This is a genomic window from Agrobacterium sp. 22-3639C2, assembly GCF_053522105.1.
Genome location: NZ_JBNWDB010000007.1, coordinates 1 through 20,100 on the forward strand (window position 1 = coordinate 1; position 20,100 = coordinate 20,100).

Genomic DNA, 20,100 nt, shown 5'->3' on the forward strand with positions numbered 1-20,100 from the left:
ATCAACAACAAAGCCCTCCCATCCCGGAGGGCGCCTTGCGTTTAGGGCCTTGGATACCGCAAATGAATTGCTGGCGGTATAGCCACGTGGGGCTCTGATGGCGTGCAGCGGTCGATCCATTACGCACACTCGAGCTTCGCGAACTCAACGGGCTCACGGCCCCTATTCATTGAACACCTCCATCAAAAGTTCTTCTGACCCCATCAAACAGCCTATCGTGCTAGGTCTAAGGCAGCCGAAAGTGACCCCGATCGTGCGGGATTACCGGGTGGCTTTGGACAATGCCGAGTACGCTTATGGACCTGCCAAAGATAAAGACGCTGATTGATTTTGTCGGACGAACGAACGTCACCGAACTCATGGTGACAGAGAAAAGCGTAACTGTGCGGATATTCAAAACCGCACCTCGAACAGAGACTGGCAGCAATGTCCCGGTCAAAGCCGAGGATGACGCCCTGATCGATCGGTCGGAGTCGATCCTTCCTGCCGCCACATCGGCCACTTCCGTTCATGCCCCGATTTTTGGGGTTTTGCATCGCGCTTCCGCGCCGGGACAACCTTCATTTGTCGAGGCTGGAGATGTGGTCGAGGAGGGGCAGGCCCTCTTCATCATCGAAGCCATGAAAGTCTTCAATAAAATTGTTGCGCCACGCGCTGGCCGGATCACCTATCTGACGGAGGTTGATGGTGGCGAGGTTGAGGCCAATGATTTGCTGGCGGAGATCGCGTAGTGGCGGAAGGTCTCAACACCACATCGGATATACCGGGTTTCGACACGGTCCTGATTGCCAACCGGGGTGAAATTGCTGCACGCATTCAGCGCGCCTGCCGCGAATTGGGCTTGAAGACCGTGGCCATCTGCTCTGAGGCGGACAGGCAGGCTCCATATGGCCAAACGGCTGATACCTTCCTTTGTGTTGGCCCGGCGAATGCTGCCAAGAGCTACCTCAATCAGAATGCTATCTTAATCGCTGCCCGTCTGACGGGTGCGGGTGCGATCCATCCCGGTTATGGATTTCTGTCCGAAAATGCCGCCTTTTCTCAGGCTGTCGAAGATGCCGGTCTCGTATTCATCGGTCCGGACGCAAGGTCGATCTCCACGATGGGCGACAAGATCGCTGCCAAACGGGCAATGATTGCGGCCGGTGTGCCATGTGTACCGGGACCGGATACAGCGCTTCCCGAGGATGCTGAAACGGTTGAGCGTATCGCGAATGAGATCGGCTATCCAATCATCATCAAGGCTGCGGGCGGTGGTGGCGGGCGTGGCATGCGGGTGGTGCAGGAAGCTGCCTTGCTTCATGAAGCCATTACCTTGACGAGGGAGGAGGCGAGGCAGGCTTTTGGCTCTGCTGTCCTCTATATGGAGAAGTTTCTCCAGCATCCCCGTCATATCGAGATACAGGTCTTGTGCGACACGCACGGCAATGCCGTCTGGCTTGGTCACCGCGACTGTTCGATGCAACGTCGTCATCAAAAAGTGGTCGAAGAAGCGCCAGCGCCTGGAATTTCGGTCGATGTGATCCAGCCGGTTGGTATGGCTTGCGTCGAGGCTTGCCGACAGATTGGCTATCGCGGGGTGGGAACTTTCGAATTCCTGTTTGAAGACGGCAAGTTCTATTTCATCGAGATGAATACGCGCTTGCAGGTCGAACATCCCGTCACGGAAATGACGAGCGGCATCGACATCGTTCAGGCCCAGATCAAGGCGGCGCAGGGTAAGCCTCTGGACTTGCGGCAGGCAGATGTTATCTGCGACGGACATTCTTTCGAATGCCGGATCAATGCCGAAGATCCTGATAAGTTTCTCCCCTCGGCAGGCATCGTGACCAATCTTGTGCTGCCGGAAGGAGAGGGGATTCGCGTCGATACCCATATCCATGTCGGCTACCGGGTGTCACCCTATTATGATTCCTTGATCGCCAAGTTGATCGTACATGCGCCGACCCGTGCTGAAGCCATGGTTAGGATGCGCCAAGCGCTTGCGGGTACACGGGTGGAGGGTATTTCGACCAATCTTCCGCTCCTGCGCGCCCTGTTTGAGGACGAGGCTTTTGCGCAGGGCCAAACAGACATTCACTATCTTGAACAATGGCTAAAAGAACGGAACGCGGCATGAGCAGGCCCGACTTTAGCGACCCTGTCTTACTCACAGCTTTGACCGATATGCTGACGGATGCAGGCGTGGATGGCGTGGAAATCACGACGCCTGAGGGTCAGGTACGCATTATTGTTTCTGCTTCGGCAAGATCTGCAATTTCCGTCGCCGGCACTGTTTGCTCACCAAAGGGCGCTGTTTCGAAAGTGGTGGTAAAAGCGCCGATTGCCGGTCTCTTCTGCTCTTCTAAGCCTGCTCTGCCTGCAAAAATGCAAAATCTTCCGCGTTTGGTTGCTGCAGATGACGTGATTGGATTTATCCGGATCGACCACATTCTCATCCCCGTTGTCGCGGGTCGTAACGGTTCGCTCGTCAATCAGCTTGCCGTGCAGGATGCTCTGGTTGGTTTTGGTGATCCGCTGTTCGAAATCGAGCTTCAATCATGATTGCGACATCGAACACTCTAGCACCTCGTCACGAAATCCAGCCCGTCATCAAAGGCCAGGCGCGCGTTTCGTTCATAGGCTCCCGGTCATTCTTGCTCGAAGCATCCGGCGAATTTGATCTGCCAGCACAACGCTGGATCTGGGCGCTTTCGCAAACGGTAAAAGTCTGGGCAGGTGTTGCGGAAGTCATTCCCGGCATGACGAACCTTTTGGCGATTTTTAAGGAAACGCCTGAAGATCCAGAGTTCATCGTGTCCCAGTTGCTCGATGCCTGGGATAAAGCAGCCAGTCTGGATATTGTCGGGAAGACAGTTGAAATACCGGTACATTATGGGGGCGAATACGCTGCCGACCTTCCAGCCATCTGTGATTTTTCAGGGCTGAGCGACCGCGAAGTCGTGCGGATTCACCATGAGGCGACCTACCGCGTCTTCGCGCTTGGGAGCGCGCCGGGCTTTGGCTATCTGCATGGTCTTGATGCGCGCATCTATATGCCCCGAAAAACCGTGCCATCGATCAAGATGGAAAAGGGTTGCGTGACGATCGGTGGAATGCAGACGGGTGTGGCGATGTTGACCGGACCGAATGGGTGGAATTCCATCGGTTACGCCGATTTGCAGATGTTCGATCCCGCCTCTTCTGCGCCAGCTCTTTTGGCACCCGGAGATACGGTACGCTTCATACCTACAGGGATCGAGCTATGATCGAGATTATCGAAACCGGCCCCTTCAACACCGTGCAAGACCTCGGTCGCCCCGGTTACCGTGACATCGGAGTTTCTGCTGGCGGTGCCATGGATCCTCTGTCGCTTAAGATCGGCAATATTCTGACCGGTAATGCCGCAGATGCTGCCGTCATCGAGGTCCAGACTTTTCCATTCAGATTGCGTTTTACGAAAACAGCAACATTTGCCGTTACCGGGACGGATGGGCGCCCGTTGCTTGACGGGAAAGAGCTGCTTTCCTGGTGCGCTCATATCGGCAAGGAAGGTCAGATACTGGAACTGAGGCAGCCGCCGAAACTCGCCCGCGCCTATGTCGCAGTTACGGGCGGGTTGGACGTTCCGGTTTTGATGGGATCTCGAAGCACGGCACTGCGCGGCAGTTTCGGCGGTCACGATGGGCGACCGCTTGCAAAAGGTGACAGGCTCGAAATAGGGGCTTCCGCCGATCTGTTACCACTGCCATCAAACGGGCTTGGTGTAGTTGAGCCTTCCGTGGCTTTAAGCGATATTTTCCCGCCTGTAGTGGACGGCGTTTTGCCGATACGTGCTATTCCGGCCGGTGAACAAAAGCTGTTTGCCAATGATGGCGAGGAATTCTGGAGCCAGATCTGGCGCATATCCTCCCGCAGCGACCGGACCGGTTACCGGCTGTCGGGTGATCCTATAAAACCGACCGAAGCCATCGAAATGCGTTCCCACGGTGTGATGCCGGGCGTTGTACAGGTGCCGCCAGGTGGCGAGCCGATCATCCAGATGAGCGATGCAAATACGGCGGGCGGTTATCCAAAGATTGCCGGCGTGATCGAAGCCGACCTGTGGCGGTTAGGACAGGCACGCGCGGGTGGGAAGATCAAATTCGTGAGGTCCAATCACGAGGAAGCGCGTGTGGCCGAGCGGGCAGTTGCGAAATACGTCGATGATGTTCGCCAGACCTCACAAATGGTCAAGCGAGCGCTGAATGCGATGGGTTGACGGACAACCAGGGAGCAAAGGGAGGAAACGATGAAGATCGATCTGAACTCCGACATGGGCGAAGGCTTCGGTCCTTACCGGCTCTGTGACGACGAAGCGATGATGAAGATCGTATCGTCGGCTAATATTGCCTGTGGTTTTCATGGCGGCGAGCCAGATACGATGGCGCGAATGGTTCGCCTTGCCAAAGAAAATGGCGTCGGCATCGGCGCACATCCGGGATTGCCTGATAGGGCAGGCTTCGGCCGACGCGAAATGCCCTTCCAGCCGGATGAGTTGAGACAGCAGATGCTCTATCAGCTCGGGGCCTTGATCGCGATTGCCAAAAGCGAAGGCGTCGAAGTCGGGCACTTCAGTTTTCATGCGGCCATGGGCAATATGGTCAATCGCGACCCGGCGCTTGCTGATATGATGATGAATGCCATTTCTGCAGTTGATCCGAAGCTTGTGGTGTTCGTAACGCCGGACAGCGAAATCGAGAGAGCGGCAAAACGCGCTGGATTGAAGACCCTGGCATTGTTTTTGGCCGATCGCGCCTATGACGCCAGGGGAAGCCTTGTAGCGCGGGGTCTTCCCGGCGCGCTGGTCAAGGATGAACCATCGGTGCGCGCCCGTGTCCGCCGGTTCCTGACCGATGGCACGGTCGAAGCCATTGATGGCACGGTCATCACAATGCCGGCTCGCTCCATTCTCGTCCACAGTGATACGCCCGGTTCACTGGAGCTGGCGCGTATCGTGCGTAGTGAAATCAGCGCCTCCGGCGCAACGCTCGCGCCTGCCGCAGAACTCGCGTCTTAATGGGCCTCTGGTTGGCCCGTTCTCTAAATCTTACTGAAAGATCATGCAGATGCCCTCTACATCAGACCGCCTGAAAAACGTCTCCATCTCCGCTTCCGCCGCCATGACCCAACGCGCCAGAGAGCTGGCCGCGCAGGGTGTCAAGGTGGTCAGCCTCTCCTCAGGTGAACCGGACTTCCCGACGCCTGCTCACGCAATCGAGGCCGCGCACGAAGCAGCCCTTGGCGGGCAGACGAAATATCCACCGATGGATGGCACGCCTGCGCTGAAAGCCGCGATCGCCAGAAAGTTCAAGCGGGACAATAATCTGACCTACGATGCCAGCCAGATCATCGTTTCCGCAGGCGGCAAACAGGTAATTTTCAACGCCATGCTTGCAACCTGCAATCCGGGCGACGAGGTCGTTATTCCCACCCCGTCATGGGTCAGCTATGCGGATATCGTCAAATTCGCAGGGGGTGTTCCCGTCGCTGTGCCGTGCGTCGAACAAACCGGTTTCAAACTGCGTGCCGAAGATTTGGAAGCTGCGATTACGCCACGTACGAAGTGGCTCATTCTCAATTTTCCCAACAACCCCACCGGCGCCGCCTGTTCCCGCGCGGAGATGAAAGCAATCGCAGAGGTTATGCTGCGTCATCCCCATGTCTGGATCCTGACTGACGATATTTACGAGCATCTTGTCTATGATGGCTTCGAATTCGGCACAATTGCCGATGTGGAGCCGCGGCTTTATGACCGCGTTCTGACAATGAACGGCGTGTCGAAGGCTTACGCCATGACGGGATGGCGTCTGGGCTATTGCGCCAGCGGCTCGAAGGAACTTATCGCCGCAATAAGCAATGTAAACGGTCAGAACGGCGGCGGCATTGCCACTGTTTCGCAGGCGGCAGCGATTGCAGCGCTGGACGGTCCCCAGGATCTTCTTAAAGAACGCGCCGCTATCTATCGCGACCGTCGCGATTTTGTTCTGAGCAAACTCGGCGAGATTGACGGTTTGCGCTGCCATAAGCCGGAAGGCGCCTTTTACCTCTATCCCAATATGTCTGGGCTTATCGGCAAGACCACCAAGGGCGGACGCAAAATCGAAGGCGATGTGGATTTTGTGATGGCGCTGGTTGATGAGCATCACGTGGCAACGGTACAGGGCGCCGCCTATGGTATGAGCCCATACTTCCGGATCTCCTATGCAACGAGCATGGAGATGTTGAGCGAAGGTTGCGCCCGCATTGCGCAGTTCTGCCAGGATATGCGTTGATCCTGAAAACGATCCTTTGGCTCGGCTGCCGGGCCAAAGGATACTCTAAAGTTTCAATTTTTCCGTCAGTTCCACCAGAATATCCTTGACGGCAAAAGCCGGCTCAGACAGCGAATTCTGGTCGGACATGCAGAGCGACAGTGTTTCTTCTATCCGTGGCGACAGCAGCCGGCAAATAAGTGGTTCGCTCGTTTCCGAGACGATCCGGTTGGCAATGGCTTTTGGCATGATGGTTGCGCCGAGACCACTTGCAACGGCGCGGGCAAGCGTCCTGACGATTTCCACTTCCGCGACGACCTTCAGATTGATCCGGCTGCGGGTGAATGCCGTGTCTACAGCGCGCCGGACAAAATTATACGCGGGTGGCATCAGCATGGGCATGCCATCAAGCGCGGCGATCGGCACCGGTTTTGAATCCGCTTCGATTGCGAAATCGCGATGTGCGACAAGATAAAATTCTTCGCTGAGCATGGGCTCGAATTTTACGCCCTTGATTGGTCCGACCCCATGGATCAAAGCCAGTTCCAGACGTCCATTCATGATCATCTGGCTATAGGTTTGTCCCACACTTTCCGTCAGGTGGATCAATATCCCCGGATGTCGCTTGCGCGTTTCCGCCAACAGCTCCACGGAAAGCGTTGCAGCGCTGCTGAATGGGACCAGACCGACAGAGACGCGTCCCGCAATTGAGTTACCAGCCGCCGATACGTCAACCTGCGCCTGTTCCATCTGGCGCAATATGATCTGTGCATGGCGGTAAACGGCATGTCCCGCATCCGTCATCGTCACGCCCTGCTGGCTGCGGATGAGCAATTTCTGGCCGAAATGATCTTCGAGCGCGGCTAGTTGCTGGCTGAGTGCCGGTTGCGCCAGATGCAGAATATCTGCGGCGCGCGTGATGCTGCCACTGTCTACGATGACGATGAATGATTTGAGACGTCTTATATCCATGCTTGGCGCAGCTTACAGGCTCGCACGCGTTTTGCAATCTGGGCGCCAGAGCGGAAAGCTCCTGCCTGGAACAAGAACATCCTGGAATCCCGTCTCTAATTGCCTGTTTGCGGGTCTCCATAAAACTTACTTATTACTCCAAAAATAATCGGTCTTAGGCAAGCAGGGAAAGCTTCGCTAGTGTTGATGGTAACAAAAAAGGGGATCAGAATGCCATTCTCCGATTACAAGACCGCTTTGGTCACCGGTGCTTCATCCGGTATCGGTGCCGCTGTCGTCGAGCGGTTTTGCCGCGAAAACATTGAAGTCCACGCGGTTGCCCGCAGCGCCGGCGCCCTGAATGAACTTGCCGAACGCACCGGCTGCATACCGCACGCGATCGACGTTACCGATCGCGCTGCAATTGCCGATCTTGCAAACAAGGTGCAGTTCGACATTCTCGTGAACAATGCCGGCGTCGACAGGCCGAAGAAGTTCCTTCAGGCTGATGCGGAGGATATCGACCTTTTGATCGATGTGAATCTCCGTGCCGTTCTCCACATCTGCCGGCTGATTGTTCCGGGCATGGTGGAGCGTGATCGCGGGCATGTCGTCAATATCTCGTCCATCGCCGGAAACTATAATTTCGGTGGCAACTCGACCTATCATGCCGTTAAAGCTGGTGTCGCCATGCTTTCGAACCAGTTGAGGCTGGATGCATTCGGCAGACGCGTCCGCGTAACGGAGATCTGCCCCGGCCGCGTGGCGACGGATATCTTCACTCACGTTCACGGCAACGATCCGAGCGTGCGCGAGCGCTTCATCGATGGTTTCGAGTTGCCGAAAGCGGAAGATATTGCCGACGCGATAGCCTTTGCCGTTGCCGCGCCAGTTTCCATGAATATCGGCCATATGGAAATTACCCCGACATTGCAGGTTATGGGCGGACTTCAGACGGCCAAACCGCAGACTGTGGCGCAAGCTGACGCAGCGAAGGAACAAAAGCCGTGAGCGGTTTCGACCTGTCGGCAATCCTGAGCGACCCGCAATATATTGCAATGCTATGGCACGGATTGCAGATGACCTTCGTCATCTTTATCGGGTCATGGTCTCTCGCAATGACGCTTGCGCTGGTCCTGTTATGCGTGCGGTTTTCATCGTCGCGTTTTGCTGATCGCGCCGTGGCGGCCTATGTTTCCTACCACCGCAATGTGCCCACACTCGTGCAATTGATGCTGTGGTACTTCGGGATATTCACGCTCCTGCCTTCAGGTTTGACGGACTGGCTGATCGGTCACAATGCCGAAGCGATCTTTGCCGTGGTGGGTCTTGGTCTCTGTCAGGCAGCCTATTTCAGTGAGGATCTGCGTTCAGGCCTGCGCTCCGTCAGCCCGGGACAGATGGAAGCGGCCAAGGCATTGGGACACGGTTATCTCTCCGCGATGCGCTTCATCATCATGCCGCAAGGCGTGCGCAATGCCCTGCCGCCGCTCATCAATCACAGTGTCTCCCTGTTCAAGAACAGCAGCCTCGCCCTCATTATCGGCGCTTCCGAATTGACGCATGCCATCAAGGAAATTGAAAATCTCAGCTTCCAGACCTTCGAGATCTATCTTGTCGGAACTGTTCTGTACCTCTTCTTCTCGCTGTTGATCATGGGTGCCGGTGCGTATCTTTCGATGCGCCTTGATCCGGCGTGGAGGGCACGCGGATGATCGGCGACATGATTACCATCGTTCATGACAACTGGTTGCTGCTGCTGATCGGGCAATATCCGAACGGCCCGCTTGGAGGGCTTGCGAACACGATCATCCTGTCTGCCCTTGCCATCGCACTGGCCTTTCCTGTCAGCATCCTTATGGCGATGGCGCGCCTGTCCAAGTGGCGGCTCCTGCGGTGGCCGGTAACGGGGCTGGTCTATGTCACGCGCGGCGTGCCTTTGCTCATGCTCATCCTGTGGAGTTATTTCCTCGTTCCGCTGTGGACCGGCGCAGACGTGCCGAGCTTCGTCATCATGTTGACGACGCTTGTCATCTATCAGGGCGCATTTCTCAGCGAAGTCGTAAGAGCGGGTATTGTCGCTCTTGGTGCGGGGCAGATGGATGCGGCGAGAGCGCTTGGCCACAGCTATCTCGGTGCAATGCGCTTCATCATCTTGCCGCAGGCGCTTTACAACATGATCCCCAGCATGATCTCGACATTCGTCGCCACGATCAAGGATACGACGCTCGGTTACGTCATCAACGTACCCGACCTCACCTTTGCGGCAAGTCAGGTCAATAATCAGCTTCTGACCCAACCATTCCAGGTCTTCCTCATCCTCGCGGTTGTCTACTACGCCATTTGCTGGAGCTTGACGTATCTCGCAAATGCCGTCGAGCGGCGTATCGCCAAACGCCGTGCCGGTGTGGTCGGTCGCCGGCAACAGGCATTGCAGGCGCAGGCGAAAATCATAACGGAGCAGCCATGACAAACACGGCATCATCAACACAGCAGACCATCCGCATTTCCAATGTCTGCAAGAGTTATGGCGACTACGAGGTTTTGAAGAATGTCGACGCCGAAGTCGCGCGGGGCGAGGTTATCGTCATCTGCGGCCCTTCCGGCTCCGGCAAATCCACATTGATCCGTACCGTCAATCGTCTCGAAGAGATCAACAGCGGATCCATCACGCTCGATGGGCAGGATATTCACGCGGCAACCAAGACAAAGGAACTCAATCTTCTGCGCAGCAGAGTTGGTTTTGTGTTCCAGAATTTCAATCTCTTCCCGCACCTGTCCGTTGTCGAAAATGTCACGATTTCCCCGATCCGGGTGAAAGGCGTCGCACCTGATGTTGCCCGCCAGAAAGCTTTGAAGCTTCTGGATCGGGTAGGCCTCTCCGACAAGGCCGGCGCCTATCCGGGGCAATTGTCCGGCGGTCAGCAGCAGCGCGTGGCAATTGCGCGTGCGCTGGCCATGGAGCCGCCCGTCATGTTGTTCGATGAACCGACAAGCGCTCTCGACCCGGAAATGGTTGGAGAGGTGCTGGCCGTCATGAAGGGGCTCGCGGCAGAGGGCATGACCATGCTTTGCGTGACCCACGAAATGGGCTTTGCCCGTGAAGTTGCCGACCGCATCTGGTTCATCGACGCCGGCGAAATTCTCGAAAAAGCGACGCCGGAAGAGTTTTTTACAGCACCACGCCATCCGCGCGCGCAGCGGTTCCTTTCCGATCTGCGCCACTGATACCAATCAATCATAAGAGGAGAACTGACCATGAACTGGAAATGCCTGACACTTACCGTTGCACTGGCTGGAACCGCTCTCGCGTCACCAGCGGCGGCTGATCAACTCGATACGATCATGGCGAACAAGGTGCTTCGTTGCGCAACCTTTGCTGATGTCGTGCCATTCGCGGCACCCGATCCGAAGACCCGTGAAATGGCCGGTTTTGACGTTGATCTTTGCAACGCGATCGCCAAGGAACTGGGCGTTAAGGCCGAAGTCAAACCGGTGTCGGTGGAAGCCCGTGTGCCGGAAGTCAAGCTTGGCCGCGTCGATATCACCGTCGCCAATCTCGCCTACACACAAAGCCGCGCCGAGCAGATTCAGTTCAGCGATCCCTATTATCTCGCCAAGGAAATGCTGATCGTGCCCGTTGATGATGCCGGCAAGAAGAAGTCGGATTACGAGGGCCAGCGTGTCGCCTCCACCAAGGGCTCGACCTCTGAAATGTCTATCAAGCTCAACAAGTCCGAGCCGCTGACCTTCCAGGATACTGCCTCTGCCTATCTTGCCGTTCAGCAGGGCAAGGCGCGGGGTATGGTGGCCAACACCATGACCACCACCAAGTTCGTCAATGAATCGAAGACCAAGGGCAAACCGATGCGCATGATCGAGGAGCCTATGCTCTATCAGCCGATCGGTGTCGGCATGGCAAAGGACAATCCTGCCCTCACAGCGAAAATCAATGAAGTGCTGCGCACACTCGACGCCTCCGGCGAGATAAACAAAATCTGGGACAAGTGGCTTGGCCCGAATACCGAATACAAAATGACCCGTACGGACAAGGTCGTCCCGCTCTCCGAGCTGAAATTCGACCCGATCCCCTGATCCCGCCTGGCTTCAAGCCACGGCAACGATTGACACATGACAATTAAACTCAATGCGAGTGGCGGGACGTTCCCGCCGCCAGCCTTACCGTGGGAGGTTTTATGATCCACATTAAAGATATAGCAGAACGGCCAAGCAAGGCAGAAATCGAAGCCCTTTCGAAGTTTTCGCCGGCAACCATCCACGAGGCACAGGGTCGCAGGGGCGCACTTTCCTCCCGCATCAAGCCTGTCGATTACCGCATGAAACTGTGTGGTCCCGCCTTTACCGTCAAATGCGCGCCGCGTGACAACATCATGTTGCAGCTGGCCATTAATTACGCCAAGCCCGGCGACATCATCGTGGTTTCAGCTGGTGAGTACGAAGAGGCTGGTTCCTTTGGCGACGTGCTGGCAAATGCCTGCCTTGCAAAGGGGATCGGTGGTCTGGTGACGGATACCGGTGTGCGTGACACCTTGCAGCTTCGAGACCTTGGCTTCCCTGTGTTCTCGTTCAGCGTCTGCATCAAGGGTACCGTCAAGGAAACGATTGCCGCAGTAAACGATACGATCATCATTGGCGATGAGATCGTCAATCCCGGCGACATCATTGTTGGCGATGCGGACGGTTTGGTGGTTGTGCGTCGTGCGGACGCTCAGGAATCAGCACGTCTTTCGCAAATTCGCGAAGATGCTGAAGCGGGCTTCATTGAAGCTTACAAGCAGGGCAAATCCGTTATCGAAGTTAGCAATCTGGAGCCCGTCCTGAAGGCAAAGGGGCTTGTCGTTGATATCTGATTTTTGTGTGGTGCAGCGAGGCGCGTTTGGCGTTTTTGAACTTTTAAAACCGTCGCAACCATAGCTACATCAATGCAAACAAAAGCCCTCCCCCCGCGGAGGGCTTTTGGCTTCACGGCTGACGAGACCATCGAACTCCAGGAAGCCCCAAGGGCGGCCCTTCTTGCGCGCTGCGTGGCCAAGGATCCAGTATGGGCGGATCGCGGTTTTTTATGCGTTCCGAGCTATGAAGATACGTCCGATCGTGTTGAGCAGAATCTGCGCAGCCAGAATGGCGGTTGAGCCGGTGTGATCGTAATCAGGCGCGACCTCGACCAGATCAATGCCGACGATCTCGCCACGCTTTGCAAGACCTGCAATCAGTTCCAGTACCTCGTAATAGATGAAGCCGCCATGGCTCGGGGTCCCGGTTCCTGGCGCGATGGACGGGTCGAAGCCATCGATATCGATCGAAAGATAATAGCGCTTGCCCGCGGGGATGCGCTCCACTACGGCGTCCACGCCGAGTTTGCGGATCTGGCGCACGGAGAGAATATCCGAACCCTGGGAGCGGGCATAGTCGTATCCTTCCTTTGCGGTGGAGGAGACGTTGCGGATACCGAGCTGGGTCATTCCGGTGACCCACGGTTTTTCCGAGGCGCGGCGCATGGGGCTGCCATGTCCGAAGCGGACGCCGTGACGCTCATCGACGAAATCGAGATGCGCGTCGATCTGCACCAGATGGATCGGCTCCTGATCGCTGAAGGCATTGATGCAAGGGATGTTGATGGAGTGGTCTCCGCCAAGCACCACAGGCAGTGCGCCGGCTTTAAGGATTTTGCGGACGCCGAACTCGATATTCGCGTGGCTGTTCACCGTATCGGTATGAACAATGTCGGCGTCGCCTATATCGACGATCTTCACGCCTTCCAGATATGTGACGTCGTCCTCGTGATCGTAGGCGCCCGCGTGGCCGAAGGAAAACAGGGTGGAGGCCTCACGGATGCTGCGCGGCCCGAAGCGGGCGCCGGGGCGCCATTGCGTCCCAAAATCGAACGGGGCACCGAGAACCGCAACATCCGCGTCGATCGCGTCCCAGTTTTCGACGTAGGGACTTTTGGCAAAGGTGGAAATACCGACGAATGGCAGGTTCAATCGTCCGCCGTCATAGCCGTGGGCAGTCATGGAGATGTCCTTTCAGATATCAAAGTGCGCGCTCGCGCCAGGTTTGCAGAAATTGGGAAAGGCGTTCGCTCTTCGGATTACTGAAAAGCGTCTGCGGCGCGCCTTCCTCAACGATCTTGCCGTCATCCATGAAGACGACACGGTTGGCCGCATGCGCGGCAAAACCCATTTCGTGCGTGACGATGACCATGGTCATTCCTTCCGCCGCGAGCGTCTTCATGACGGAAAGCACTTCACCGACAAGTTCGGGATCGAGTGCGGAGGTCGGTTCGTCGAACAGCATGGCGCGGGGGTTCACCGCCAGTGCGCGGGCGATGGCGACGCGTTGCTTCTGCCCACCGGACAGGCCGTCGGGTCGGCGGTCAGCGAAAGCGGCAAGCCCGACTTTATCCAGCATGGCGCGGCCGCGCTTTATCGCTTCGGCCTGGGGAAGACCATGGACGAGCCTGAGCGCCAATGTCACGTTTTTGATGACGCTCATATGCGGCCACAGATGAAAGTGCTGAAAGACCATTCCAAGCGGGCGGCGCGTCTCTGCCAGTTCTTTCGGACCGGCGCGTTCGCGGCCAAGCGGGGTTTCACGCCAGCCGATCAGGCGGCCGAAGACATCGACATCACCCGCGTCATAGGGATCGAGAAATGCAAGCGAGCGCAGAAGCGTGCTCTTGCCCGATCCCGAAGGTCCGATGATGCACAGGACATCACCCATATGAATGTCGAGATCGATGCCTTTCAGAACGGTCTTGTCACCGAACCTTTTCTCCAAGCCGCGCGCGGAAATAACAACTGTTCGTTCGCTCATGTCAGGAGCCTTCGGTGGAAAGGCGGCGTTCGAGATAGAGGCCGAGCCGCGACAGGATTTCGACGATTGCCCAGTAGAGCAGGGCAATGGTGAGATAAGGGGTTACGACCGCGAAGGTGATCGAGCTGATCGTACCGGCGACCTTGGTCAGCTCGCTGAGCGTGATGACGGACAGAACGGCGGATTCCTTGACGAGATTAATGGCCTGGCCGACGGAAGCCGGCAGCGTCAGTGCCAGCGCCTGCGGCATCTGGATGTGGAGAAAGGTGTCGCCGGAGGTAATGCCCAGCATTCCCGCCGCTTCGATCTCGCCTTTTGGAACGGCATTGAAACCGGCGCGGAAAATCTCCGCAAAGGGGCCAGCGCCATAGAGGCCGAGACCGACGATGCCGGCGGCATAGGGGCTGAGGATCAGCCCCAATTGCGGGCCGCCATAATAGAAAAGAAACAGGATCAGCGCGAGCGGCGCGCCGCGGGCAAACTCCACATAAAGCCTTACCGGCAGGGAGATGGCCATGTACCGCGACCGTAGCGCCGCAGCCAGCACGATACCAATGATGACGGCCAGTGCGATACCCGCAATGGAAACTGTCAGTGTTGTGAACAACCCGGCCGCATAGAGAGGAATATCGTTCAGGAAGCCGGAAATCATCGCGTCGCTCCCTTTGTCAGGTGCCGTTCGACAAGGAGGCCTATTCCCGCAAGCAGCGCTCCAACAGCGACATAAAGCAGGAGAGCCGAGAGATAGGCGTCGAGTGGCCGGAAGGTGGTGGCTGCATATTGCTGGGCACGGCGCGTCAAGTCGGTGACGGCGATGACCGAAACGAGTGAGGAGTTCTTCACGAGAGCCTGTATCTCGCCGACAAGTGCCGGCAACATGGTTCTGAAGGCCTGAGGCACTTCAATGTGCAGGAATGTACGACCTGCGGAAAGGCCGAGCATGGCGGCAGCTTCCCGCTCTCCCTTTGGAATGGATTGCAGGCCTGCCCTGTATATCTCCGACTGGAAGGCTGCTGTGTTTAGCGCCAGCGCCAAAGTTGCGGCAGCAACCGGCGTCAGATCCAGCCCCAGAAGTGGCAGGACGTAGAAGACGATCAGCAGCTGGACTAGAATGGGCGTGCCTCGCCAGAAGGAGATGTAGAGGCCGGATGCCAGGCGGGGCAGGCGGCCGCTGCGACCGCAGGCCGCGAGGAGAAGGGCCAGCGGCGCTCCCAGAAGAAGCGCCGAAAGGCTGACGGTCAGCGTGGTGAAGAGGCCGTCCAGAAGAACCGGCCAGATGGCAAAAGATATCTTGTCCATGACCGGTTCGACCTGCCGGTCACTCAGTCGCCGGCAGAGTGGCGGGAAGCTCCATCTGCGCGCCGAACCATTTCTTCTGGAATTCGGCCAGTTTGCCGGATGCATTGAGCTTTGCCAATTCACTGTCCATGAAGGCATTTAGCGTCGCACTGTCAGTATCGTTGCGGCCCGCCCATGAGAAATAGGTCTTCGGTCCGAAGGTCGGCAGAACGACTTCAAAAGCATCCGGCCGCTGGCGTGCAGCTTCCAGAAGGTTTGGAAGCGAGTTGACGACGGCGCGCAGGCGCCCGGCACCGAGGTCGGCATAAGCTTCCGAGAAATCCGTGTAGCTGGAGACCGTCGTGGCATTCTTGCCGGCGGCCTTCAGTTCGGCGGAAAACGTCTCAAGCGCCTTGAGCTGCGCGGAGCCCGCCTGCGAGCCGACGGGCTTACCCGCGATATCTTCCGGCTTGGAGATCTCGGCATCGCCCTTGCGTTTCAGGATTGCCATCGTCGCATCGGCAACGGGTGCTGAGAGCTTGTAGGCCTTCATGCGTTCCGGCGTCACGGTGACCGAGGTCACGACATAATCGAAGCGGCTGGCGGCAAGGCCTGGCAGGATGCCCTGCCAGGGCAGATCGAGACGCTTCAGCTCAACGCCCGGCAAGGCTTTCATGACTTCTTGCATGATGTCGGCGGAATAACCGACGATCTTGCCGTCCTCGACAAATTCGAACGGCGCAAACCGGGCCTCGGTTGCGACAGTGAAAACCTTATCGGCCTTGATCTTTTCCAGAAGATCGGCGGCATGGGCGGATGCGCCGAGGCTGACGGCGAAAGCTGCGCAGAGTGCGAGAGATTTCAGAGTGGGCAGGTTTTGCATGGTTTCGTTCCCTTATTGGTTTGTAATTGGGGAGGAGGAAACCATGGACATTATTCCACAAAAATAGGAAACTGATGGAGTTTATATTTGTAAAATTGATGTAACGGTTCCCATGCAGCTCGCGCAATCCGACCTTCGTTCTCTCGCCGTCTTCCGCGCCGTCGTGGAGCACAAGAGTTTTCTCGGCGCGCAAATCACGCTCGGGCTGAGCCAGTCCGCTGTCAGTTTCCATATCAAGGCGCTGGAAGACAGGCTCGGTTTCAAGCTGTGTCGGCGAGGGCGATCCGGTTTTGAATTGACGGATCGCGGCGCGCTCGTACATGAGCGTTCGAAAGTGCTGTTCCTGGCGCTGAACGCCTTCGAAAGCGATATCGGTACGCTCAAGAACCGTATTACCGGTACGTTGCGACTGGGACTTGTGGACAACACGATTACCGATCACGACCTGCCCATTCACCGGATCATCGCCCGCATCAGCGAAAAGGCACCGGAAGCACGTATCGAGCTGGTGATCGACACGCCGGACGCCCTGTTGTCGGAAATTGCCAATGGCGGCCTGGACATCGCACTTTTACCGGAAACGCTGCCGTATCAGGGCCTGAAGCTTTCGCGCTTCAGGGAAGAGGCGCATTCACTGTATTGCGCGAAGGGACACCAGCTCTTTCATCTTCCCGATGCCGAACTTTCCGTCGAGCGCATCGAATCCTTCGATTTTGTCGTGCGGCCCTATGCCAATATGCGTGAGCTGCAATATTTTCCGCAGGCACGGGCGCGCGCTTCGGCCTCCAACATGGAGGCGCAGGCGATGTTCGTGATGTCCGGCCACTATGTTGGGTATCTGCCTGATCATTATGCGGATGATTGGGTCCAGAAAGGAATTTTCCGGCCGTTGATGGCAGCAAAGACCCGTATCCAGTCCACCTTCGTTATTGCCACTCGGTCCGCTGAAAAGCCTTCGACGGTGCTCGATTTCTTCATTCGCGAACTCGCCGGTTTCGCATCAGAGGCGTTTCACAAGAACGCGCGCAAGGCGTAGAGCATACGCCGCTCATAGCCCGGTCGCCGCGAACGCCGACGTATGTTCCAGGGGGCAAGTGTGATCTCGGAAGAAATTGCCTTGCCGATGGCATCGCCGTTCGCTATCCATACTTCAATAATTCAAGGATTATTGAAGTATGGATCAGCATCAGGCTCTTTCGGCATTTGCTGCCCTCTCTCAGGAGACGCGCCTCGCGATCGTTCGAGCACTTGTCGTTGCCGGTCCTGACGGACTGGCCGCCGGTGCAATCGCCGAGCGCATGGGCGTCTCGGCAACGAACGTGTCGTTTCATCTCAAGGAACTGGAGCGGTCTGGCCTGGTCTCGCAACGACGAATATCGAGGTCTATCCTTTACAGCGCCAGCTACGACACTTTGGCCGAGCTTGTGAAATTCCTGGTAGAAGACTGTTGTGCCGAACATCCGGCGATTCTGGAGAATGTCGAGCGAAGCGATGGATGCGCCAGTCCGGCCGGCACTTCCTCCGATGGGGGCAATATCATTGCATAATTCGAAAGTACCTGCTGGCATCGTCTCAGCGCTTGGCCTCACGCAGATCATCGGTTACGGCACTCTCTATTACAGTTTCAGTATTCTTGCCCCCGGCATGGCGGAAGACCTCGGCCTGACATTGGCGGAGGTATTTGGCGTCTTTTCGGTGTCGCTATTCATCGGAGGTCTGTCGGCAACCTATATCGGCAGGCAGATGGATAGGATCGGAGCCGCCACGGTGATGACGGTCGGCTCAGGCCTTGCGGCCTTGATGCTGTCGCTCTGTGCCTGGTCACCGTCAGTCGCAATCTTCGCCGTTGCCATCATCCTGCTCGAGGTATCGTCCGGAATGGTGCAGTATCAGGCCGCATTCGCGACGCTGGTCGAAAGCGATCCCAGAACCGCATCCCGGAGCATCACCTACCTCACGCTGATCGGTGGATTCGCATCGACGATCTTCTGGCCGATCTCGGCCGCGCTTTCCGAATGGATGTCGTGGCGTGAGATCTATCTGGTCTTTGCAGCGCTGAATCTGTTCCTTTGCATGCCTCTACACGTCTGGATCGTGCGCGTCGGCAAGACCGGACCGAATGCGGATGCGGCTGTGCCTCGCGAAGCCATAATAGGAGCAATCCCCCACGATGCGCGCCGCCGAAGCATGATCATGGTGTCGTTCGCCTTCGCGCTTCTCGGATTTACGCTTGCCGCGATCCTCGCGCACATGGTGCCGATGCTCGGTTCCATCGGGCTAGGTGGCGCGGCAGTAGTTATAGGATCTCTGTTCGGTCCGGCACAGGTCGCAAGCCGCCTGATCAACATGGTCTTCGGAAAGAACCTGTCGCCGCCAGCGCTTGCCGTCCTGTCGGCGGTGCTGATCGTGTTCGGCATCCTGATCTTGCTGGCAACGCGAGACTGGCTACCGGGGGCAGTCGCGTTCGCAATCTGCCTCGGGCTTGGGTCAGGCATCAACAGCATCGCGCAGGGCAGCCTGCCACTCTATCTGTTCGGATCGGAAGGGTATGGCGCGATCACGGGCAAGATGGCGGCAGCTCGACTGGCGCTCGGAGCCGGGGCACCCTTCGCGTTCGCGGCGTCCATGGAAAACTTTGGCCTGAGCCTGTCACTCATTGGAAACGCATGTCTCGGCGCGGTCAGCATCACGGCATTCGTTGCGGTGGCAGCGTCCTGTCGGCGGCCAGCCACCGCAACAACCTAGGTCGTCAGATCGACTTCAGGGAGACCCGCTTCTCCAACTCGACTGCTTCTTCCTTCCGCTCGCTGTAGCGGTCGGTCAAATAGGCCGAGGCATCGCGGGTCATGATGGTGAACTTCACCAGCTCCTCGCAGACATCCACCACCCGGTCGTAATAGGGAGACGGCTTCATCCGTCCGTTAGCATCGAACTCCTGATACGCCCTTGCGACCGACGACTGGTTGGGGATGGTGATCATCCGCATCCATCGCCCGAGGATACGCATCTGGTTCACAGCATTGAAGGACTGGCTGCCGCCGGAAACCTCCATGACGGCGAGCGTCTTGCCCTGTGTCGGGCGAACAGATCCGAGCGAGAGAGGAATCCAGTCTATCTGCGACTTCATGATGCCGGTCATCGCGCCGTGGCGCTCGGGACTTACCCAAACCTGCCCTTCCGACCATTGCGAGAGCTCACGCAATTCCTGCACCTTCGGGTGGCTCACGGGTGCTTCGTCGGGCAAAGGCAGGCCCTTCGGATCGAATATCCGAACTTCGCATCCAAGCCGTTCGAGCAGCCGCCCTGCTTCGAAGGCAAGCAAACGACTGTAGGACACCTCGCGTAGCGAACCGTAGAGGATCAGAATGCGGGGCTTATGTGTCGAAAAGGCCGGACGCAGAGCATCGAGATCAATCGCGTGCAGGTGCTGGCCCTCAAGTGCGGGGAATGTGTCAGGCAATGCGCTTTCCTTCATCATCGAGGACCTGTTCGCCGTCTTCTTTGGTAAACGGCCCCTTGAATGCGTCTGCCGGAAGTATATCCAGAACCACTTCCGAGGGGCGCGACAACCGCGTACCCATTGGGGTGATGACGAATGGCCGGTTGATCAGGATTGGCGTCTCGAGCATGGCATCGATCAACTGGTCATCGGTCAGTTCAGGATATCCAAGCCCAAGCACCGTATAGGGCGTGCCCTTCTCGCGGATCGCCTCGCGGACGGTCAGCCCGGCGTCGGCGATCATCTTGACGAGTTGCTCGCGGCTCGGCGGGGTTTTCAGATACTCGATCACAGTGGGTTGAATACCGGCGTGCTCAATGAGTGCGAGGGTGTTGCGCGAAGTGCCGCAATCCGGGTTGTGATAGATGGTGACGTCCATG

At 57.2% G+C, this 20,100-nt stretch carries 24 protein-coding genes; 16 read left to right on the forward strand and 8 right to left on the reverse strand.

What is annotated here, in order from left to right; genetic code table 11:
- The first annotated feature begins 296 nt into the window (after positions 1-296).
- Genes ACQZ6D_RS25020 through ACQZ6D_RS25050 form a run of 7 tightly spaced genes read left to right on the forward strand, consistent with a single transcriptional unit; the run spans position 297 to position 6,293 of the window.
- On the forward strand, positions 297-731 hold the full coding sequence (locus ACQZ6D_RS25020; protein WP_060642168.1) for an acetyl-CoA carboxylase biotin carboxyl carrier protein: 435 nt from the start codon (positions 297-299) through the stop codon (positions 729-731).
- Complete coding sequence (gene accC, locus ACQZ6D_RS25025; protein ID WP_025595284.1) at positions 731-2,119, forward strand: acetyl-CoA carboxylase biotin carboxylase subunit; 1,389 nt, start codon at positions 731-733, stop codon at positions 2,117-2,119. The genes ACQZ6D_RS25020 and accC overlap by 1 nt, the downstream gene beginning before the upstream one ends.
- Complete coding sequence (locus ACQZ6D_RS25030; RefSeq protein ID WP_025595283.1) at positions 2,116-2,544, forward strand: hypothetical protein; 429 nt, start codon at positions 2,116-2,118, stop codon at positions 2,542-2,544. The genes accC and ACQZ6D_RS25030 overlap by 4 nt, the downstream gene beginning before the upstream one ends.
- Positions 2,541-3,248 carry a 5-oxoprolinase subunit PxpB gene (gene pxpB, locus ACQZ6D_RS25035; protein ID WP_111788736.1) on the forward strand — a complete coding sequence of 236 codons (708 nt, stop codon included), beginning with the start codon at positions 2,541-2,543 and terminating at the stop codon, positions 3,246-3,248. The genes ACQZ6D_RS25030 and pxpB overlap by 4 nt, the downstream gene beginning before the upstream one ends.
- On the forward strand, positions 3,245-4,240 hold the full coding sequence (locus tag ACQZ6D_RS25040; protein ID WP_209159635.1) for a 5-oxoprolinase subunit C family protein: 996 nt from the start codon (positions 3,245-3,247) through the stop codon (positions 4,238-4,240). The genes pxpB and ACQZ6D_RS25040 overlap by 4 nt, the downstream gene beginning before the upstream one ends.
- Before the next feature lie 30 nt (positions 4,241-4,270).
- Positions 4,271-5,038, forward strand: coding sequence for a 5-oxoprolinase subunit PxpA (locus ACQZ6D_RS25045; RefSeq protein WP_127966414.1), 768 nt, complete (start codon positions 4,271-4,273; stop codon positions 5,036-5,038).
- Positions 5,039-5,087: 49 nt separating this feature from the next.
- A complete protein-coding gene (locus tag ACQZ6D_RS25050) occupies positions 5,088-6,293 on the forward strand; it encodes a pyridoxal phosphate-dependent aminotransferase (RefSeq protein ID WP_065703391.1) in 1,206 nt (401 codons plus the stop codon).
- Between the two features lie 45 nt (positions 6,294-6,338).
- Here the strand turns inward: ACQZ6D_RS25050 and nac are convergent, their stop codons facing one another.
- A complete protein-coding gene (gene nac / locus ACQZ6D_RS25055) occupies positions 6,339-7,244 on the reverse strand; it encodes a nitrogen assimilation transcriptional regulator NAC (protein WP_003518016.1) in 906 nt (301 codons plus the stop codon).
- A 210-nt stretch (positions 7,245-7,454) separates the two neighbouring features.
- Here nac and ACQZ6D_RS25060 point away from each other — a divergent pair, with 210 nt between their 5' ends.
- The 6 genes from ACQZ6D_RS25060 (at position 7,455) to ACQZ6D_RS25085 (ending at position 12,094) form a co-directional block, all read left to right on the forward strand.
- Positions 7,455-8,234 (forward strand): SDR family oxidoreductase, encoded by a 780-nt coding sequence (locus ACQZ6D_RS25060; protein WP_003518017.1) that lies wholly within the window; start codon positions 7,455-7,457, stop codon positions 8,232-8,234.
- On the forward strand, positions 8,231-8,938 hold the full coding sequence (locus ACQZ6D_RS25065) for an amino acid ABC transporter permease (protein WP_003518018.1): 708 nt from the start codon (positions 8,231-8,233) through the stop codon (positions 8,936-8,938). The genes ACQZ6D_RS25060 and ACQZ6D_RS25065 overlap by 4 nt, the downstream gene beginning before the upstream one ends.
- A complete protein-coding gene (locus ACQZ6D_RS25070) occupies positions 8,935-9,693 on the forward strand; it encodes an amino acid ABC transporter permease (RefSeq protein ID WP_003518019.1) in 759 nt (252 codons plus the stop codon). The genes ACQZ6D_RS25065 and ACQZ6D_RS25070 overlap by 4 nt, the downstream gene beginning before the upstream one ends.
- A complete protein-coding gene (locus ACQZ6D_RS25075; protein ID WP_003518020.1) occupies positions 9,690-10,451 on the forward strand; it encodes an amino acid ABC transporter ATP-binding protein in 762 nt (253 codons plus the stop codon). Before ACQZ6D_RS25070 ends, ACQZ6D_RS25075 begins: the two co-directional genes overlap by 4 nt.
- A gap of 30 nt (positions 10,452-10,481) precedes the next feature.
- Complete coding sequence (locus ACQZ6D_RS25080; RefSeq protein ID WP_019566615.1) at positions 10,482-11,318, forward strand: ABC transporter substrate-binding protein; 837 nt, start codon at positions 10,482-10,484, stop codon at positions 11,316-11,318.
- 101 nt (positions 11,319-11,419) lie between these two features.
- Positions 11,420-12,094 carry a 4-carboxy-4-hydroxy-2-oxoadipate aldolase/oxaloacetate decarboxylase gene (locus ACQZ6D_RS25085; RefSeq protein WP_035199831.1) on the forward strand — a complete coding sequence of 225 codons (675 nt, stop codon included), beginning with the start codon at positions 11,420-11,422 and terminating at the stop codon, positions 12,092-12,094.
- Between the two features lie 210 nt (positions 12,095-12,304).
- On the opposite strand, the gene speB is transcribed toward ACQZ6D_RS25085, so the two are convergent.
- The 5 genes from speB to ACQZ6D_RS25110 are packed head-to-tail and all read right to left on the reverse strand — an operon-like array spanning position 12,305 to position 16,221.
- Complete coding sequence (gene speB / locus ACQZ6D_RS25090) at positions 12,305-13,258, reverse strand: agmatinase (protein ID WP_013761977.1); 954 nt, start codon at positions 13,256-13,258, stop codon at positions 12,305-12,307.
- A gap of 19 nt (positions 13,259-13,277) precedes the next feature.
- Positions 13,278-14,060 (reverse strand): amino acid ABC transporter ATP-binding protein, encoded by a 783-nt coding sequence (locus tag ACQZ6D_RS25095; protein WP_003518027.1) that lies wholly within the window; start codon positions 14,058-14,060, stop codon positions 13,278-13,280.
- Position 14,061: 1 nt separating this feature from the next.
- Positions 14,062-14,712: an amino acid ABC transporter permease gene (locus ACQZ6D_RS25100; RefSeq protein ID WP_111788742.1), complete on the reverse strand. Its 651-nt coding sequence runs from the start codon at positions 14,710-14,712 to the stop codon at positions 14,062-14,064.
- Complete coding sequence (locus ACQZ6D_RS25105; RefSeq protein WP_003518032.1) at positions 14,709-15,359, reverse strand: amino acid ABC transporter permease; 651 nt, start codon at positions 15,357-15,359, stop codon at positions 14,709-14,711. Before ACQZ6D_RS25105 ends, ACQZ6D_RS25100 begins: the two co-directional genes overlap by 4 nt.
- A gap of 19 nt (positions 15,360-15,378) precedes the next feature.
- Positions 15,379-16,221 carry a transporter substrate-binding domain-containing protein gene (locus ACQZ6D_RS25110; protein WP_112154359.1) on the reverse strand — a complete coding sequence of 281 codons (843 nt, stop codon included), beginning with the start codon at positions 16,219-16,221 and terminating at the stop codon, positions 15,379-15,381.
- 112 nt (positions 16,222-16,333) lie between these two features.
- Here ACQZ6D_RS25110 and ACQZ6D_RS25115 point away from each other — a divergent pair, with 112 nt between their 5' ends.
- The 3 genes from ACQZ6D_RS25115 (at position 16,334) to arsK (ending at position 18,966) form a co-directional block, all read left to right on the forward strand.
- Complete coding sequence (locus tag ACQZ6D_RS25115; protein ID WP_003518035.1) at positions 16,334-17,257, forward strand: LysR family transcriptional regulator; 924 nt, start codon at positions 16,334-16,336, stop codon at positions 17,255-17,257.
- Between the two features lie 139 nt (positions 17,258-17,396).
- Entirely contained in the window at positions 17,397-17,768 is a 372-nt protein-coding gene (locus ACQZ6D_RS25120; protein ID WP_003518036.1) for an ArsR/SmtB family transcription factor, read from the forward strand.
- Positions 17,761-18,966 carry an arsenite efflux MFS transporter ArsK gene (gene arsK, locus ACQZ6D_RS25125; protein ID WP_448730432.1) on the forward strand — a complete coding sequence of 402 codons (1,206 nt, stop codon included), beginning with the start codon at positions 17,761-17,763 and terminating at the stop codon, positions 18,964-18,966. The genes ACQZ6D_RS25120 and arsK overlap by 8 nt, the downstream gene beginning before the upstream one ends.
- A 4-nt stretch (positions 18,967-18,970) precedes the next feature.
- Here the strand turns inward: arsK and arsH are convergent, their stop codons facing one another.
- Both arsH and arsC read right to left on the reverse strand, forming a co-directional pair.
- Entirely contained in the window at positions 18,971-19,699 is a 729-nt protein-coding gene (arsH, locus tag ACQZ6D_RS25130) for an arsenical resistance protein ArsH (protein ID WP_025595273.1), read from the reverse strand.
- Entirely contained in the window at positions 19,674-20,099 is a 426-nt protein-coding gene (arsC, locus tag ACQZ6D_RS25135; protein WP_003518039.1) for an arsenate reductase (glutaredoxin), read from the reverse strand. The genes arsH and arsC overlap by 26 nt, the downstream gene beginning before the upstream one ends.
- Position 20,100: the final 1 nt, after the last annotated feature.